Raw genomic sequence first — 16,573 nt, 5'->3', positions numbered from 1 at the left:
AGGGCTTTAGCGGACGCCCAGCGCCAGGGCGTCAGGTCGACGCGTGTCCGCCGCCCCGAGGAAACGGTCGCCCTCGATCATGATGGACTGGGTGCTGCCCATGGTCATGGACGGACGGACCGTGTGGCCGCGCGCCGTCAGCAGGCGCTCGACGTCCGGCGAGAAGCCGCCTTCCAGTTCCAGCGGGCTGTCGCCGCCGCCCTGATTCAGGCGCGGACGCATGGCCGCCTCGGCGATGTTCAGCTGGTGGTCGATGACGTTGGAGATCAGCTGCACCATGGTGGCGATGATGTAGCCGCCGCCCGGCGTGCCGGTGACGATCCAGGGCTTGTCGTCGTCAAACACGATCATCGGCGTGATGGTCGAGCCCAGACGCTTGCCCGGCGCCGGCGAGTTCGGCTCGCCGTTCCGACCCCACGAGAAGTTGTCGAGCGAGTTGTTCAGCAGAATGCCCGTCCCCACCGGGGCCACGTGCGCCCCGTAGGAGTTGGACAGGGTATAGGTGTTCGACACCGCATTGCCGTAGGCGTCGGCCACCGAATAGTGGGTCGTGTCCTGGCTCTCATACGGATAGGGGTTGCCATCGGGGATATCGGCGGCGGCCAGCGAGCGATCCATGCGGATCAGCTTGACCCGCTCAGCGGCGAATTCCTTGCTGGCCAGACCCTGCGCAGGCGTCGTCCACTGGGGCGCCCCGCCGATCAGGCGGCGGTCCGACGAGACGATCTTCATCGCCTCCGAAATCAGGTGCAGGCTGTCAACGCTGCCCCAGCGCAGTTCGCGCATGGGGAAGTGCTCCAGCAGGTTCAGCCCCTCGGCGACGCTGACGCCCGAGGCGGTCGGCGGCATGTAGGCGATGCGGTGATCGCGATAGGTGGACCAGATCGGGGCGGTCACATCGGCGCGATAATCAGCCAGGTCCTGCGCGTCCATGATCCCGCCGCCGGCGCGCACGCCCTCGACGATCTTCTGGGCCAGTTCGCCGCGATAGAAGGCGTCGGCCCCGCCCTGCTGCACCTGACGCAGGCTCCAGGCCAGTTGGGGCTGCTTGAACAATTCGCCCGCGCGATAGGGCGTGCCGTCGGGCTTCAGATAGGCTTCGCGCGCGCCGGGGTCGGTGGCCAGAACCGTGGCGCGACCGGCAGTCGCGTCCGCCTCTCCGTCCGACAGGATCACGCCGTCCTCGGCCAGCTTGACCGACGGCGCCACCACCTGGGCCCACGTCAGGGCGCCGAAACGCTTGTGCGCCTCCCACATGCCCGCGACCGTGCCGGGCACGGAGACGTTGCGGAAGCCCGACGGCGCCCGGCGGTCGAACTTGCCGTTGTCGTCCAGCAGCAGGTCCGGCGTCGTCGCGCGCGGGGCCGTGCCGTAATAGTTGATGGCGATGTCCTGGGCCGGGCGATCAGCCGTCGCCGCCATGTGGACGATCATGTAGCCGCCGCCGCCGATATTGCCAGCGCGCGGCAGGGTCACAGCTTCTGCAAAGGCCACGGCCACGGCGGCGTCCACGGCGTTGCCGCCCTGTTTCAGGATGTCGACGCCGACCTGGGTCGCCACGGCGCTCTGGCTCACCACCATGCCGCCGCGCCCGACGGTCGGGCTGTGGATCTGCCCATAGCTGACGATGTCCCCGCCGCTGCCGAGGGCGGGCCGGGTCGGGACCGCAGCCTGCTGGGCGAAAGCCGGCAAGCCGAGAAGCAGCGCCGCCGAGGCGACCGCCATGGACTTCATCAAGTGAGAACGCATCGCCACCCCGTCATACTAAAAACCCCGGAGCGCCACCTTCCGCCCCTCCGGCCAAGCCCTGCGCGCCCAAAACATCAGCGCAGCGCATGAAGCGGAAGCGTTAGCATTCCACAAAACGACACTTCAAGGCTGTAAAATGTAAGTTTCGCCTACCCAAACTCAAATAACGGCAATATTTTTGCGCACTCTGATTGACGCCGACAATGTGACCGCTTCTAGTCAAATCTGCGGCCTCAAGACCAATAGTCGGTCAAAAGAACTCCTCGCCTGGCGATGGAACGGTCGCGTGTTCCAACTTCGGCCATTGGCCGGCGGACCCTGGGGGGTCCGATTCCACCTCGGGGATTACCAGTACAATGCGAGCGACGTTCGCTACACACCGACGCCTGAAGACGGCCATGCTGGCCACCACGGCCCTGTTCAGCCTGTCCACCGCCGCCGCCGCGCAGGACGCCCCGCAGGAAGAAGCCACCCAGATCGATGAAATCGTCGTCGTCGGCTCCCAGATTCGCGGCGCCAAGGTGACCGCCGCCCTGCCCGTCACCGTGGTCGGCGAAGAACAGATCCTGGCCACCGCCGCCACCTCGGGCGACGAGCTGATGCGTTCGATCCCCCAGATGGGCGACGTGACCTTCAACGCCAGCTACCTGCCCAACAGCTCCAACTCGGCGCGCGGCGACACCGGCTCGGTCAACCTGCGCAGCCTCGGCATCGGCAACACCCTGGTGCTGCTGAACGGTCGTCGCGTCGTCGGCCATCCGACCTCGCAGGCCAACGAACACCTGGTTCCGGTGCTGACCTACAACACCAACGCCATTCCGGTGTCGGGCCTCAAGCGCATGGAAGTGCTGCGCGACGGCGCCGCCGCCATCTATGGCGCGGACGCCGTCGCCGGGGTGGTCAACACCGTCCTGCGCGACGACATGACCGACCTGACCGTCTCGACCCAGTACGGCTTCGCCGAGGGCACGGACATGCGCGAGATCAACTTCTCCGCATACGGCGGCAAGGACATCGCTGACGGCCGCGGCAATATCTCGGCCTTCTTCAACTACGACCACCGCGACGAACTGACGACGCTGGAACAGTCCTACACGGCGTCGGACGACAAGACCGGCCTCTTCTCCGGCACCGGATTCTCGGGTTCGTCGCTGAACGGCCTGTCGTCGCTGACGCCCTGGGGCCAGTTCACCCTGACCAACGACGCCACCTTCGGCGGACAGACCTTCCGCGACTTCACTATCCAGCCAGACACCCTGGCCGGATGCGCCGCCGCGCTCGGCGACGGCTTGTGCCTGAAGAAGGGCACCAACATTGATCCCGCCCTGCTGACTGACACGGCCGCGCAGGGTCTGACGGTCATCCCCGAGGTTGATCGCTTCAACCTCTTCCTGACCGGACGTTACCAGATCAACGACTCGGTCGAGGCCTTCGGCGAAATCGGCGGCTACTACGCGCATTCCAAGGCCCGCCAGGCGCCGGTGAACACCGTCACCGGCGTCGCCCTGATCATCCCCGGCGGCAACTACTACAACCCGTTCAAGCAGGACGTCCGCCTGACCGGCTACCGTTTCAGCGAAATGGGACCGATCAACGTCGAGGTGACGAACCAGCAGTACCGCGTGCTGGGCGGCCTGCGCGGCGACTGGCGCGGCTGGAACTGGGAATCGGCCCTGCTGTGGTCGGAAGCCTCGGCCAAGGACGTGTCGGACAACATCTCGGTCACGCGGCTGGCCGAATGGGCAGCCAAGTCCACGCCCGACGCCTTCAACTTCTTCAATGGCGGCGACAAGTCCAACCCGCGCGTCGGCGACGGAACCCCGTCCAACCAGGCCGCCATCGACGCCGTCCGTGTGGACATGGTCCGCAAGACCAAGACTGAACTGGGCCTGTGGGACTTCAAGATCTCGCGCCCTGATCTCTTCACCCTGCCCGGCGGCCCCGTCGGCATGGCCGCCGGCATCGAGGCGCGCACCGAGACCCAGCTGGACGACCGCGACAGCCGCATCGACGGCACGATCAAGTATGGGACGTCAAGCGATCTGATCAACGGGTCGATCAACCCCGACACCTACGGCGAACGCGACGTCTATTCGGCCTATCTGGAGTTCGCCGCGCCTTTGGTTTCGCCGGAAATGGGCATCCCTCTGGTCCACAACCTGGAAGTCCAGCTGGCCGGTCGCTTCGAGCACTATTCGGACTTCGGCGACATCGCCAAGCCCAAGTTCGCAGCGGCCTGGGACATCGTCGACGGCTTCCGTCTGCGCGGTTCGTGGGCCCAGGGCTTCCGTGCTCCCAACCTGGAACAGATCAACGCGACAGAGGTCACCCGTTCGAACAGTTCGAACGACTACTACTATTGCGACGCCCTGCTCCAGCGGAACGCCATCAACGACATGAAGCAGTGCGGAGCCTCGGTTAAGCTGAACGACGGCTTTGCCGACGCCGGCAGCTTCAAACAAACCCACGTGCGCAAATCCATAGCCGAACGCCGCGCGGGCAACCCGGATCTGCAGCCCGAAGAGTCCGAAACCCTGTCGTTCGGCGTGGTGATCCAGCCGCGCTTCGTCCCGGAACAGTTCGGCGACTTCACCTTCACGGCCGACTGGTGGCAGGTCGAACAGACCGGCATGGTCGGTCTGTTCCGTGGCCAGAACGCCATCATCCTGGACTATCTGCTGCGCAAGCAGGGCAGCTTTAACCCGAACGTCATCCGCGCCGACGCCACCGCAGCCGACCAAGCCATCTTCAAAGGCACCAAGCTCGCCGCAGTGGGTGAGATCCAGTACATCACCGACGCCTACACCAACCAGCAACCGCAGACGGTCGAGGGCCTGGACCTCGGCGCCATGTGGAACCTGCGTGGCACCAGCTACGGCGACTTCAGCCTGAACCTGAACGTCTCGCACCTGATCAAATACTACCTGGAGCTGGCTCCGGGGGCTCAGGCCCTGGTGGACGCCAAGGAGGCCGGAGAGCTTGCTCCGTCGATTTCGCTCGGCGGCAACATGGGCGACATGATCGGCGACCTGGGTCGTCCTGAATGGAAGTGGTCGCTCTCGGGGACCTGGCGCTACCAGAACATCACGGTCGGCGCCTTCAGCCAGTACATCTCGTCGCTCTATGACGACCGGCTGACCAACTCGGCCGGCGACTATTGGACAGTCGATTCCACCATCACCGCCAACCTGTACGGCGAGTACCAGTTCGACGAAGGTCAACTGGCGGGAACGGCGGTCCGCGTCGGGGTGCGCAACCTGACCGATGAACAGCCGCCGCTCTCGACTGACGGCTATGTCGGCGCCGTCTATCAGCCCTATGGTCGCTACTGGTACGCCAGCATCCGCAAGACCTTCTAGTCGGTCTTGATCCTATCGGGCGGAAGGCGAGCGATCGTCTTCCGCCCTTTTCTGTTTCGACGTCTGTTGTGGAGTTCCCGATGAAACCCGTCTCGATGCGCGCCCTCATGCTCGCCGCCGCCCTGACCACGCTGAGCGCCCCGGTCGTCGCCGCCGAGCTGTCGCCCCAGGCTCGCGCCCAGATCACCGGCACGGTCGAACGCAACCAGCCCGCGCTCGATCACGCCGCGCTCGAAATCTGGAAGTTCGCGGAGCTAGGCTATCAGGAGACGCAGAGCTCGACCCTGTTGCAGGGCCAGCTGACCGAGGCCGGCTTCACCGTCACGCCCGGCATCGCCAACGAACCGACCGCCTTCCTGGCCAGCTTCAAGAACGGCGACGGCCCGGTCATCGCCGTCCTGGCCGAATATGACGCCCTGCCCGGCCTGTCGCAGACCCTGAACCCGGTTCAGGAGTCCGCCGGCGGTCACGCCGGTCACGGCTGCGGCCACAACCTGTTCGGCGCCGCCTCGGTCCACGCGGCCATCGCGGTCAAGGACTGGATGGTCGCCAACAACGTCAAGGGCGAGCTGCGCGTCTATGGCACGCCTGCCGAAGAAGGCGGCTCGGGCAAGGTCTATATGGTCCGCGACGGCCTGTTCAACGACGTCGACGTGGCGGTCCACTGGCACCCCGGCAACGTCAACAGCGCCCGCCAGGGCGACACCATGTCCAACGTCTCGGGCAAGTTCCGCTTCTACGGCGTCTCGTCCCACGCCGCCGCCGCGCCTGACAAGGGCCGCTCGGCGCTCGACGGCGTCGAGGCCATGAACGCCATGGTCAACCTGATGCGCGAGCACGTGCCCGACCGCACCCGCATCCACTACGCCATCACTGACGGCGGCAAGGCGCCCAACGTCGTCCCCGCCTATGCCGAGAGCTACTACTACGTCCGCCACAACGACCCGCAGATCGTCCGCGACGTGCTGGAACGGGTGAAGAAGGCGGCTGAGGGCGCAGCGCTGGGCACCGGCACCCGCGTCGAGTTCGAGGCCATCGGCGGCGTCTATTCCATGCTGCCGAACGAGGCCCTGATGACCGTCATGGACCGCAACCTGCGCCATGTCGGCGGCATCACCTGGACGCCCGAGGAAATCGCCCTGGCGACCGAAATCCAGAAGACCCTGCCCACCAAGCCCGACCTGGCCAGCGTCGGTACGATCGAACCGGCGGTGATCGGCGGCGACTTCGGCGGCTCGACCGACGTGTCGGACGTCAGCTGGGTCGCGCCGACGGTCGGCCTGTCCACCGCCACCTTCGTCCCAAGCTCGGCGGGCCACAGCTGGCAGAACGTCGTGGCCGCCGGCTCGACCATCGGTCTGAAGGGGGCGCATCTGGCCGCCAAGACCCTGGCTCTGACCACCGCCGAACTGTTCCAGAGCCCCGACACCATCGCCACGGCCAAGGCCGAGTTCGACCGTCGTCGCGGCCCGGACTTCCAGTACGAGGCCCTGCTGGGCGACCGCGCCCCGGCGCTCAACTACCGCGACTGAAGCGCCACTTCATCAGCAGGACCCCGGTCGCCATGACCAGCGCGCAGGCGTTGGCCACGGCGACCGGCCAGGCGTCGATCATCACCCCATAGGCCGTCCACAGGACGAAGCAGGTCACGGTCAGGGAATAGGTCTTCAGCGACACGCTGGAGGCGTCCCGCGTCTTCCAGATCTTGATCATCTGCGGCGCGAAACTGGTGATGGAGCAAAGGGCCGCCGCCGTACCGACGACGTTGGCGATCAGATCGCTCATGCCCCCGCCTTTGACACGGGACGTTTCGCCCGAGCTTTCGGCGGCTGCTCGGCCTCGATCTCTTCGGCGCGCGCGGCGGGCTTGCCGGTGATCGCCCGCGCGGGCTTACCCGCATGAATGGCCAGCGCCCGCTGCTCCACCTCGTTCAGGATGACGGCCAGTTCCTTGTCGGTCAGATGCTCGATGCCGATGAAGCGGGCATCCGCCTTACGCACCGCATAGATCAGCTCGTCCATCTTGGCGTGCATGGCCGCCGCGTCGCGGTTCTGGGTGCTCTGGATCAGGAAGACCATCAGGAAGGTGATGATGGTGGTGCCGGTGTTGATCACCAGCTGCCAGGTCTCGCTGAAGCCAAACAGCGGCCCCGTCGCCGCCCACACCAGGACCAGCAGCAGACAAGTGATGAAGGTCCACGGCCGCCCTGCGACCTTGGCTGTCGCACTGGCGAAACGGTTGAACAGTTTTTCCATGACCGTTTAACCCGTCTGAATGGCCGAGGTTGCTCAGGGCAGAGGCGGCGGCCGACGCTCGCGCGTTGCTCGCTCATAGGCATGGCCCAGCGACAGGATGCGGGCGTCGTCCCATTTCCCGCCGATGAAGCTAAGACCCACCGGCATGCCGCGATCAAAGCCCATGGGCACGCTCAGGTGCGGATAGCCCGCCACCGCCGCCAGTCGGCTGGCCGAGCCCTGCATCTCATCCTCGTCCCTGGGATCATTGGTCCAGGCGCGCGAGGTTGTGGGCGCGATCAGGGCGACGACGCGGTGATCCGCCATCATCCGGTCGATCCCGTCCGGTCCCGCCGCCTGCAAGGACCTTGCTCGCGCCTCGACATAGGCGGGATCGCTCAGCTCCCCGGTCGCCTGGGCCGCCTCGAACAGGTCCTGCCCGAACAGCACCAGTTCGCGCGGCTCAGCGGCGTTGAAGGCGATGACGTCGGCGAGGGTCCGCGTTTTCACCTGCGTCGGGTCGGTCGAGGCCAGATAGGCGTTCAGGTCGTGCTTCAACTCGGTCAGCAGAACGGTCAGCTCCCACCCGCCGATGGCCGGCAGATCGGCGGGCCCTTGCTCGATCTCCACCACCTCGGCCCCGGCGGCGCGCAGGGCGGCCAGAGCCCGCTCGAACTCGGCCCGCGTCTCGGCGGAAAAGGAGGGCAGCAGGAAGCGCATGACGCCGATCCGGGCGCCGCGCAGGCTGTTCGCATCCAGCGCCGCGCGATAGTCGACCTTGCGCGCGTCCGCCTCAAGCGTGGCGGGGTCGGCGGGATCGCTGCCCGCGATGACGGTCAGAACAATGGCGGCGTCCTCGACCGTCGTGGCGATGGGGCCAGCGGTGTCCTGCGAATGGCTGATCGGGACGATGTGGGTGCGGCTGACCAGACCCACGGTCGGCTTGAACCCGACCACGCCGTTGACTGCGGCGGGACATGTGATCGACCCGTCCGTCTCGGTGCCTATGGCGACGGGCGCCAGGCCGATGGCCACAGCCGTCGCGCTGCCCGAGGACGACCCGCAGGGCGTCCGTTCGGGGGCGTAGGGGTTGCGGGTCTGCCCCCCGACCGCGCTCCAGCCGCTGATGGAGTCCGACGCGCGGATATTGGCCCATTCCGACAGATTGGTCTTGCCGAGGATGATCGCCCCGGCGTCGCGCAGCCTCGCCACGAGGGGCGCATCACGACCCGGCGCATTGGCGGCCAGGGCCAGCGAACCCGCCGTCGTCGGCATGTCGCGGGTCTCGATGTTGTCTTTCAGCAGGATGGGAAGGCCGTCCAGATAACCCTCGCCCTCGCCTTTCGACCAGCGGATGTCCGACGCCAGCACCACCAGGGCATTGGGAGCGACACCCTCGCCCGCCCCCTGGTCGACCCGCAGCGCCCAAGCTGGATGGCCCGGTCCGTAGATGGCCATGTCGTCGACGATCTTCGCCGCCGTGGGAGGTACGTATCCGACTCCCGCGACAGCCGGATCATTCTTGACCCCAGCGCACGCCGTCAGCGCCAGGGCGCTGACGGCGGCGGCGATCAGTCCGCCTTTTCGGGCGCCCGCGTACCAATGGTGCGGTCGAGGAAGTCGAGGTAGGTGCGCCATAGGTGAAGCTGCCTCTCGTTGCCACGCACGCCGTGGCGCTGTCCGGGATAGAGCATGGTCTCGAACGGGATGCTCTTGGCCTGAAGCCCGTCCAGCACCCGCGTCGTGTTCTCGAAGATGACGTTGTCGTCGGCCATGCCGTGCAGCAGCAGCAGACGTCCGGTCAGGTTGTCGAGACGGCCCAGCACGTCCGACGCGGCATAGCCTTCCACATTCGCCTGCGGCGTCGACATGTAACGCTCGGTATAGGCCGTGTCGTAGAGGCTCCACTCGGTCGGCGGGGCGCCGGCCAGGGCCGAGGCCAGACCCATCCTGGGCTCGGTCAGGGCCATCAAGCTCATGAAGCCGCCGTAGGACCAGCCCATCATGGCGATGCGGCTGTCGTCGACGTAGGGCAGCGACCGCAGATAGTCGGCGGCGATGACCTGATCCTCGATCTCCGGCTGCCCCATCTTCAGATAGAGGGCCTGCTTGAAGGCCGCCGAACGGTCGCCCTCGCCCCGGTTGTCCAGGCGGAAGACGATGTAGCCGGCCTCGGTCAGCAACTGGTTGGTCGCCCCCTGCCAGCCGTTCTTCACGCCGCCGCCGGAGGGGCCGCCGTAAACCTGCATGACGACCGGATAGGTCTTGGTCGGATCAAAGTCCGGCGGCGTGGTCATCTGCCACATCAGCGTCTCGCCGTGGCTTTGCAGCGTGCCGAAGGTGGGCTTCTGCTGACGCTCGGCATAGGGCCAGAAGGGGTGGCCGGGCTGGAGCTTGTTCTCCTCGATCCAGCGGACGCGCGTGCCGTCGATGCTGTACAGCGCCGACTGCGGCGGGGTGTTCACGTCGGTATAGTTGCCGACATAGGCCGTACCCGTGTCGTTGACCGAAGCGCTCCACCAGCCGCCGCGCGGCGTGACCTCGGTCGGGGCGCCCGTCCGCTTGTAGCTGGCGCGGAACAGCTGCTGCTCGATCGGGTATTCCTTGCCGTCGCGCATGGAAGCGGTGAAGAAGACCTCGCCCGTCGTCGGATTGACGCCCGCCAGCGACTTGACCGGATAGTTCCCCTGCGTGATCGCGCGCAGTCGGCGACCGTCGCGGTTATAGAGATAGAGGTGGTTCCAGCCGCTCTCTTCCGACGACCAGATGAAGTTGCCGTCCTCCAGCGCCTTGAAGCTGTGGCTCAGCGGCACCCAGGCGTCGGAGCGTTGGGTGGCGATGACGCGGCTGGCGCCCGTGGTCGGATCGACGCTCAGCAGCTCCAGCGTCTTCTGGTCGCGCGACAGACGCTGGACGTAAAGGGTCCGCCCGTCCTTGGCCCAGTTGACGCGGGCCAGATAGATGTCGGCGTTGGCGCCCAGGTCCACCTTGACCCGTTTACCGGCCTGCACGTCCTGAACATAGAGCTCGACCACGGCGTTGGGACGCCCGGCGCGCGGATAGCGCTGCTCGATCACCGAAGCGCCGCCGCCGGTGATGTCCAGGCGCGGGATGATGTCGACGGTGCTTTCGTCCGTGCGTTGCAGAGCGATGAAGCGCTCATCCGGGCTCCACCAGTAGCCGGTGTCGCGATCCAGCTCTTCCTGGGCGATGAACTCGGCCGTGGCCCAGGTGATCAGGCCGTCGCCGTCGTTCGTGATCGCCTGTTCGGCGCCCGAGGCCAGGTCCAGCACGACCAGATCCTGATCCCGCACGAAGCTGACGAACGAACCCTTGGGCGAGACCTTGGCGTCGATCTCGTCGGCGGCGGTCTCGGTCAGGCGGCGCACGCTGCTGTCGGCGCGGTTGGCCAGGAAGATGTCGCCTTCCAGCGGGGCCAGGATGTAGCGGCCCTGCTCGTCCCACGAATATTCCACCACGCCGCGCGCCGAGATCCGCATCCGCTCGCGCCGCGCCTTCTCGGCCTCGGACAGTTCGCCCGCGTCGGGGACCAGAGCCCGCGCGTCGATCAGCTTGAACGGCTCGCCGCCGGCGACCGGCGCGGCCCACAGGTCCAGCACGTCCACGTCGTCCTCGCGCGAGCGCAGGAAGGCCAGCAGCTCGCCGTCCGGCGACAGGCTGACGCCCTTGGCCACCGGCCCCGACAGGGACGGATTGGCGAAAACCCGCTCGACCGTCAGGATCGAGGACGCCGGCGCGGTCGCCGCCGGGGGCGACGCGGGCTGCGGGCTGGATTGGGCGAAGGCCGAGGTCGCAGCCATCAGGATCGTCGAAGCAAGAAGGAATGTGCGCATGACGGCGAAGCTAGAGGCGGAATCTTCCGCCGTCATTCCTTTTTACGGCGCCGCGTCGCAGCAAATTCCGATGGTTGAAAGCGTTCAGCCATCCTAACTCGACGCCCCATCCAACTGATCTGAAACGACTTCCCTATCCTTACCGCGTGGTTTGCTCGCCTTGGTCCGCGTCCAGCCTATCCTGCGTGCGTTCTTTGACATCACCGCCCGCGCCCGCCGCCGCTTCAGGTTTCGCGCCCCTCCTCCAGCCGCCCAGAGCCATTGCACCAATTGCACTGTTTTTTTTCGCCGTAGGGTGCAATGGCGACTGCGACGCCCGCGAGCCTTTCGCAATCGCTCGCGACCGCCTAGGTAGTCGCCATGTCTGACGCCTCCCCCGCCGCGCCGCCCGTCAAGGCCAGCCCCTTCCACGACCTCGAGGTCCTGTGGGTCCGCCACTGGACCGACCAGCTGTTCAGCTTCGCCCTGAAACGGCCCGAGGATTTCCGCTTCCGCTCGGGCGAGTTCGTCATGATCGGCCTGCCGGGCGAAGACGGCGCTAAGCCCGTCCTGCGCGCCTATTCCATTGCCTCGCCCTTCTGGGCCGAGGAACTGGAGTTCTTCTCGATCAAGGTGGCAGACGGTCCGCTGACCTCGCGGCTTCAGAAAATCCAGCCGGGCGACCGCGTCCTGATGGGCAAGAAGCCGACCGGGACCCTGGTGCTGGACGCCCTGACCGGCGGCGAACGTCTGTGGCTGATCGGCACGGGCACCGGCCTGGCGCCCTGGCTGTCGGTGGCGCGCGACCCCGAAACCTATTCGCGATTCAAGCAGGTCATCGTCTGCCACACGGTGCGCAATGTCGCCGACCTGGCCTATCGCGACTTCTTCACCCATGAAATCCACGACGACCCGCTGATCGGCGATGAGGCCAGGGCCCAGTTGACCTATTATCCGACCGTGACCCGCGAGCGCTTCGAAACGCCGGGTCGCATCACCGACCGCATCAAGTCAGGCGACGTCTTCGCCGACCTGCAACTGCCCATCGGCTTCTCGCCCAACAGCGACCGCGTCATGCTGTGCGGGGCCATGGCCATGATCAAGGAGACCGGCGAACTGCTGGAAACCTATGGCCTGAAAGAAGGCTCGAACGCCGAACCCGGCGACTATGTTCTGGAGCGCGCCTTTGTCGGCTGATCTGATGACCTCTCCCAAGACCGTGACCATCGACGACCGCAAGGCCCCGGAAGACTGCGCCAGCATGGTCGACGTGCGCCAGGGCGTGGACGCCCTGGACCGCGCCTTGGTGACGCTGCTGGCCGAGCGTCAGCGCTACATGGACGCCGCCGCCCGCATCAAGCCGAACCGCGACGCAGTCTTCGACCAGGCCCGCATCGACGACGTGGTGGCCAAGGTCCTGGCCGCCGCTGAACCCGCGGGCCTGTCGCCCGATATCGCCGAGCCGGTCTGGCGCCTGCTGATCGACCGCTGCATCGCCCACGAGTTCGCCAAGTACGACGCCACGCGGGGGTAGCTTCCTTCTCCCCTTGTGGGAGAAGGTGGCAGCCGAAGGCTGACGGATGAGGGGTGCTGGCGCGACCCTTCCGCTCAGGGCGTTCGGCTTTCAGACGCACGTCAAACGCAGCGCTGACACCCCTCATCCGGCCCTTACGGGCCACCTTCTCCCTCAAGGGGAGAAGGCGCCAGGCGATCACCCCTTCAGGCTTCTCAGCATCAGCTCGTGGCGATAGGCGGCGATGTCGCCCAGGGCGGCGTCCAGCACCGTCCTGACCCGCTCCAGTCCTCCGGACGCAAGGGCCTGGTCGCCATGTTCGACCTCGGCGCAGACGGCCGCCAGATCGTTGGCCCCGATCCCGGCGCTCGCCCCGCGAATGGTGTGGACCGCATCGCGCCAGCCCTCGGACGCCGCATCCAGCAGGGGCGACCACAGGGCCGCCTGCTGAACGAACAGGCCCAGCACCTCCTCGGTCACATCGTCCATGCCGCCGGTCATGGTCTCGAGGACGGTGAAATCCACCGCCCCCGTCAGATCGCGCCGCGCCATCAGGCTTCCGGAGCCTTGGCCAGGCGGGCGTTTTTCGACGACCACAGCAGATAGATGGCCAGACCGCCCAGGTTCCACAGCAGGAAGTAGAGCTGGGTCGAGGCCTTCAGGCTGAAGAAGAAGACGATGCAGCCGACGATGGCCACGCCGCCGACCAGCCACCACAGCGGCGTCTTGAACTTGCGCTCGCGGTTGGGCTCGCGCACGCGCAGCACGATCAGGCTGACGCCCACGGCCATGAAGGCCATCAGGGTGCCGGCGTTGGCCAGCGAGGCCAGTTCGTCCAGACGCATGATGCCGGCCAGAATGGCGACGACGATGGCGGTGAAGACCGTCACCACGACCGGCACGCCGCGGTGCGAGATCTTGGCCAGGCGGTTGGGCAGAAGGCCGTCGCGGGCCATGCCCAGGAAGATGCGGCTCTGGCCGAACAGGAAGGCCAGCAGCACGGTCGGCAGGGCGATGACGGCGGCGGCGGCGATCCACTGGGCCGCCACGCCCTGCCCCAGACCGCGCATGATCAGGGCCAGAGGCTCAGGGCTGTCCGAGAAGGACGCCACGGGGGCGGCGCCGATCGCGGCGGCGGCGACGACGATGTAGAGGATGGTGCAGACCACCATCGAGCCGATGATGCCGATGGCTAGGTCACGCTCGGGCTTCTTGGTTTCCTCAGCCGCCGTCGCGATGGCGTCGAAGCCGTAGAAGGCGAAGAAGATGATGGCCGCCGCCGCCATGACGCCAGTCTGGACGAAGGGCGCGCCGAAACCGTGCGGCATGAAGGGGGTGAAGTTGGCCGTGTCGAAGTGCGGCAGGGCGATCGCCACGAAGGCCACCAGGGCGGCGATCTTCACCAGCACCAGCACCGCGTTCAGCGTGGCGCTTTCCTTGGTGCCCATCAGCAGCAGGCCGGTGACAACGGCGATAATGAAGACGGCGGGCAGGTTGATCAGGCCGCCCTCGACGTGCGGGCCGACCGTCAGGGCCAGCGGCAGGTCGATGCCCAGCCCGGCCAGGAAGGGAATGGCGTACCCCGACCAACCCACGGCCACCGCCGAGACGACCAGGGAGTATTCCAGGATCAGGCTCCATCCCACGACCCAGGCGAAGATCTCGCCCAGCGAGGCATAGGAATAGGTATAGGCGCTGCCCGAGGCGGGCATGATGGTCGATAGCTCGGCATAGGCCAGGGCCGCGCAGGCGCAGACCAGACCCGCCAGACCAAAGCTGATCAGCACCGCCGGACCGGCCAGACCGGCGCCGACCCCGATCAGGGTCAGAATGCCGGTGCCGACGATCGCGCCGACCCCCAGGGCCATCAGATGCGGCCAACTCAGGGTCTTCTTCAGCGCCGGCCCCTCTTGCGGGGCCAACATCGCATCGATCGACCGCCGACGGTTCCAGAACGCCATATGTGTAATTTCCTCGTACCGCGTCTGCCGGCGGCTGATTCCGAGGCCCATCTTAACGCCTCAGACAAACTTTAGAAAATGCCGCGATCAGCCCTTGCGTCCCCTCAGCATCCTGAGTAATAGGACGGCCCTTCGGGCAACCCATCGGGTCGCAACGAAGAACCGGCGCCACACCAAGGGCGCAGACGACGGTACGGGTGATTAGCTCAGTTGGTAGAGCAGCTGACTCTTAATCAGCGGGTCCACAGTTCGAACCTGTGATCACCCACCATCGTCTATTTAAAGCTCCTCCAGACAAAACTCTTCCCCACAAGCGGGTCCCGGCGCTCTGTTTCGCCCCGTCCCGCTTGAAGGCGAAGCTCGGCCCTTTCCAAGACGCCTCGGCGCGGGCAGGAAGATGGGGACTGTTTTTCTCCCTCTATTGCTGGTGTGCCCATGCCTTCTGGACTGATGGCCTTGATCGACGACGTCGCAGGGATCGCCAAGCTGGCGGCCGCATCCATCGACGACATCGGCGCCGCCTCGGGCAAGGCTGCGGGCAAGGCGGCCGGCATCGTGATCGACGACGCCGCCGTGACGCCGAAATACGTCACCGGCCTTTCCCCCAGCCGTGAACTGCCGATCATCGGCAAGATCGCCGTGGGCTCGATCCGCAACAAGATGCTGCTGATCCTGCCCGTCGCCCTGTTGCTTACGGCCTTTGCGCCCTGGGCCATCACGCCCCTGCTGATGTTCGGCGGCGCCTACCTCTGTTTCGAGGGGGCGGAAAAAGTGATGGAAATGTTCGGCGGGCATGAGCATGAAAAGGCGCCGGTCAGCGACGACCCCGCCCATCTGGAAGACGCGACGATTTCGGGGGCCGTACGCACAGACCTGATCCTGTCGGCCGAGATCATGACCATCGCCCTGGCCGACGTGACCGACGCGCCTTTGGCGACCCAGGCCGGGGTGCTGGTCGTGGTCGGCCTGGCCATGACCGTAGTGGTCTATGGCGCGGTCGGCCTTCTGGTGAAGCTGGACGACATCGGCCTGCACATGGCCGAGCGCACGTCGAAATCCAGTCGGGCCATCGGGCGCGGCCTGGTGAAGGCCATGCCGGGCGTCTTCTCGGGCCTGTCCGTCATCGGCACGGTCGCCATGCTCTGGGTTGGCGGCGGCATCCTGATGCACGGCTCGCACACGCTCGGCCTGGCCTGGCCGGCTGAACCGATCGAGCATCTGGCCCACGCGGCCGGTGCCCTGGCCGGGCCGCTGGGCGGCGCCATCAGCTGGACGACCACGGCCCTGCTGTCAGGTCTCCTGGGCCTCCTCATCGGCGGCGTGCTCGCCGTGCTTGTGCATCAGATCATGCGGCTCTCGGGGCGCGGCGCGCACTGATCCGCGCGCTCAAGTGACCTGACGCTTCTCCAGCTTCCGGGCCAGGGTGCGGCGGTGCATCCCCAGACGGCGCGCGGTCTCGGAGATGTTGAAGTCGGTCTCGGCCAGGACCTCGTGGATGCGCTCCCACTCCAGCGTCTTGATCGAGGTCGGGCGGGCGCTGAGCGCGGCGTCAGGATCGCCGTCCTGACGCGCGAAGGCGGCTTCGATCTCGTCCGTGCCCGAGGGTTTGGCCAGGTAGTGCCGCGCCCCCAGCTTGATGGCCTCGACGGCCGTGGCGATGCTGGCGAAGCCGGTCAGGACGACGATGTTCAGATCAGGATCAAAAGCGTGCAGGGTCTGCACGCAGGTCAGGCCCGAGGCCGCGCCCAACTTGAGGTCCACCACGGCGTACTGCGGATGATGAACGGCCAGAAGCTCGACCAATTGTTCATGGCTGCGGGCCGAAACCACCTCATAGCCGCGCCGCTCGAACGACTTGCGCAGGGTCTTGGCGAAGGCCTCGTCATCCTCGACGATCAGCAGCTGGCGGGGGGCGTCGGTCAGT

At 66.5% G+C, this 16,573-nt stretch carries 13 protein-coding genes and 1 tRNA gene; 6 read left to right on the top strand and 8 right to left on the bottom strand.

Annotated features, from left to right (window positions below):
• Positions 1-6: 6 nt before the first annotated feature.
• Positions 7-1,749: a gamma-glutamyltransferase gene (gene ggt, locus DXK21_RS09060; protein WP_211305996.1), complete on the bottom strand. Its 1,743-nt coding sequence runs from the start codon at positions 1,747-1,749 to the stop codon at positions 7-9.
• A gap of 398 nt (positions 1,750-2,147) precedes the next feature.
• Here ggt and DXK21_RS09055 point away from each other — a divergent pair, with 398 nt between their 5' ends.
• On the top strand, positions 2,148-5,108 hold the full coding sequence (locus tag DXK21_RS09055; protein WP_245945165.1) for a TonB-dependent receptor plug domain-containing protein: 2,961 nt from the start codon (positions 2,148-2,150) through the stop codon (positions 5,106-5,108).
• 80 nt (positions 5,109-5,188) lie between these two features.
• Positions 5,189-6,640: an amidohydrolase gene (locus DXK21_RS09050; protein WP_114817458.1), complete on the top strand. Its 1,452-nt coding sequence runs from the start codon at positions 5,189-5,191 to the stop codon at positions 6,638-6,640.
• Here DXK21_RS09050 and DXK21_RS09045 read toward each other — a convergent pair.
• The 4 genes from DXK21_RS09045 to DXK21_RS09030 all read right to left on the bottom strand — a co-directional run bounded on the left by DXK21_RS09045 (position 6,624) and on the right by DXK21_RS09030 (position 11,163).
• Positions 6,624-6,893 (bottom strand): SemiSWEET family sugar transporter, encoded by a 270-nt coding sequence (locus DXK21_RS09045; protein ID WP_114817457.1) that lies wholly within the window; start codon positions 6,891-6,893, stop codon positions 6,624-6,626. The two genes, DXK21_RS09050 and DXK21_RS09045, sit on opposite strands and share 17 nt — an antisense overlap.
• Positions 6,890-7,363 carry a low affinity iron permease family protein gene (locus DXK21_RS09040; protein WP_114817456.1) on the bottom strand — a complete coding sequence of 158 codons (474 nt, stop codon included), beginning with the start codon at positions 7,361-7,363 and terminating at the stop codon, positions 6,890-6,892. The genes DXK21_RS09045 and DXK21_RS09040 overlap by 4 nt, the downstream gene beginning before the upstream one ends.
• 33 nt (positions 7,364-7,396) lie before the next feature.
• A complete protein-coding gene (locus DXK21_RS09035) occupies positions 7,397-8,800 on the bottom strand; it encodes an amidase (RefSeq protein WP_114817455.1) in 1,404 nt (467 codons plus the stop codon).
• 113 nt (positions 8,801-8,913) lie between these two features.
• Positions 8,914-11,163, bottom strand: coding sequence for a S9 family peptidase (locus DXK21_RS09030; RefSeq protein WP_245945164.1), 2,250 nt, complete (start codon positions 11,161-11,163; stop codon positions 8,914-8,916).
• Between the two features lie 393 nt (positions 11,164-11,556).
• On the opposite strand from DXK21_RS09030, the gene DXK21_RS09025 reads away from it, so the two are divergent.
• Positions 11,557-12,372, top strand: coding sequence for a ferredoxin--NADP reductase (locus DXK21_RS09025; protein ID WP_114817454.1), 816 nt, complete (start codon positions 11,557-11,559; stop codon positions 12,370-12,372).
• Between the two features lie 4 nt (positions 12,373-12,376).
• The gene (locus DXK21_RS09020; protein ID WP_114817489.1) at positions 12,377-12,709 is read left to right on the top strand and encodes a chorismate mutase; all 333 of its coding nucleotides are present in this window, start codon (positions 12,377-12,379) and stop codon (positions 12,707-12,709) included.
• Positions 12,710-12,886: 177 nt separating this feature from the next.
• Here the strand turns inward: DXK21_RS09020 and DXK21_RS09015 are convergent, their stop codons facing one another.
• On the bottom strand, positions 12,887-13,240 hold the full coding sequence (locus DXK21_RS09015) for an Hpt domain-containing protein (RefSeq protein ID WP_114817453.1): 354 nt from the start codon (positions 13,238-13,240) through the stop codon (positions 12,887-12,889).
• Entirely contained in the window at positions 13,240-14,649 is a 1,410-nt protein-coding gene (locus DXK21_RS09010; protein WP_114817452.1) for an amino acid permease, read from the bottom strand. Before DXK21_RS09010 ends, DXK21_RS09015 begins: the two co-directional genes overlap by 1 nt.
• Before the next feature lie 195 nt (positions 14,650-14,844).
• On the opposite strand from DXK21_RS09010, the gene DXK21_RS09005 reads away from it, so the two are divergent.
• Both DXK21_RS09005 and DXK21_RS09000 read left to right on the top strand, forming a co-directional pair.
• A tRNA-Lys gene (locus DXK21_RS09005) sits at positions 14,845-14,920 on the top strand.
• Positions 14,921-15,084: 164 nt separating this feature from the next.
• Positions 15,085-16,026, top strand: a complete 942-nt coding sequence (locus tag DXK21_RS09000) for a DUF808 domain-containing protein (RefSeq protein ID WP_114817488.1) — start codon at positions 15,085-15,087, stop codon at positions 16,024-16,026.
• 9 nt (positions 16,027-16,035) lie between these two features.
• On the opposite strand, the gene DXK21_RS08995 is transcribed toward DXK21_RS09000, so the two are convergent.
• On the bottom strand, positions 16,036-16,572 hold the full coding sequence (locus DXK21_RS08995) for a response regulator transcription factor (protein WP_376856721.1): 537 nt from the start codon (positions 16,570-16,572) through the stop codon (positions 16,036-16,038).
• Between the last annotated feature and the right edge of the window lies 1 nt (position 16,573).

The organism is Brevundimonas bullata (assembly GCF_003350205.1).
Lineage (GTDB): Bacteria > Pseudomonadota > Alphaproteobacteria > Caulobacterales > Caulobacteraceae > Brevundimonas > Brevundimonas bullata.
The sequence above is the reverse complement of the archived record's forward strand: the minus strand, read 5'-3'. Positions and strand labels throughout refer to the sequence as shown.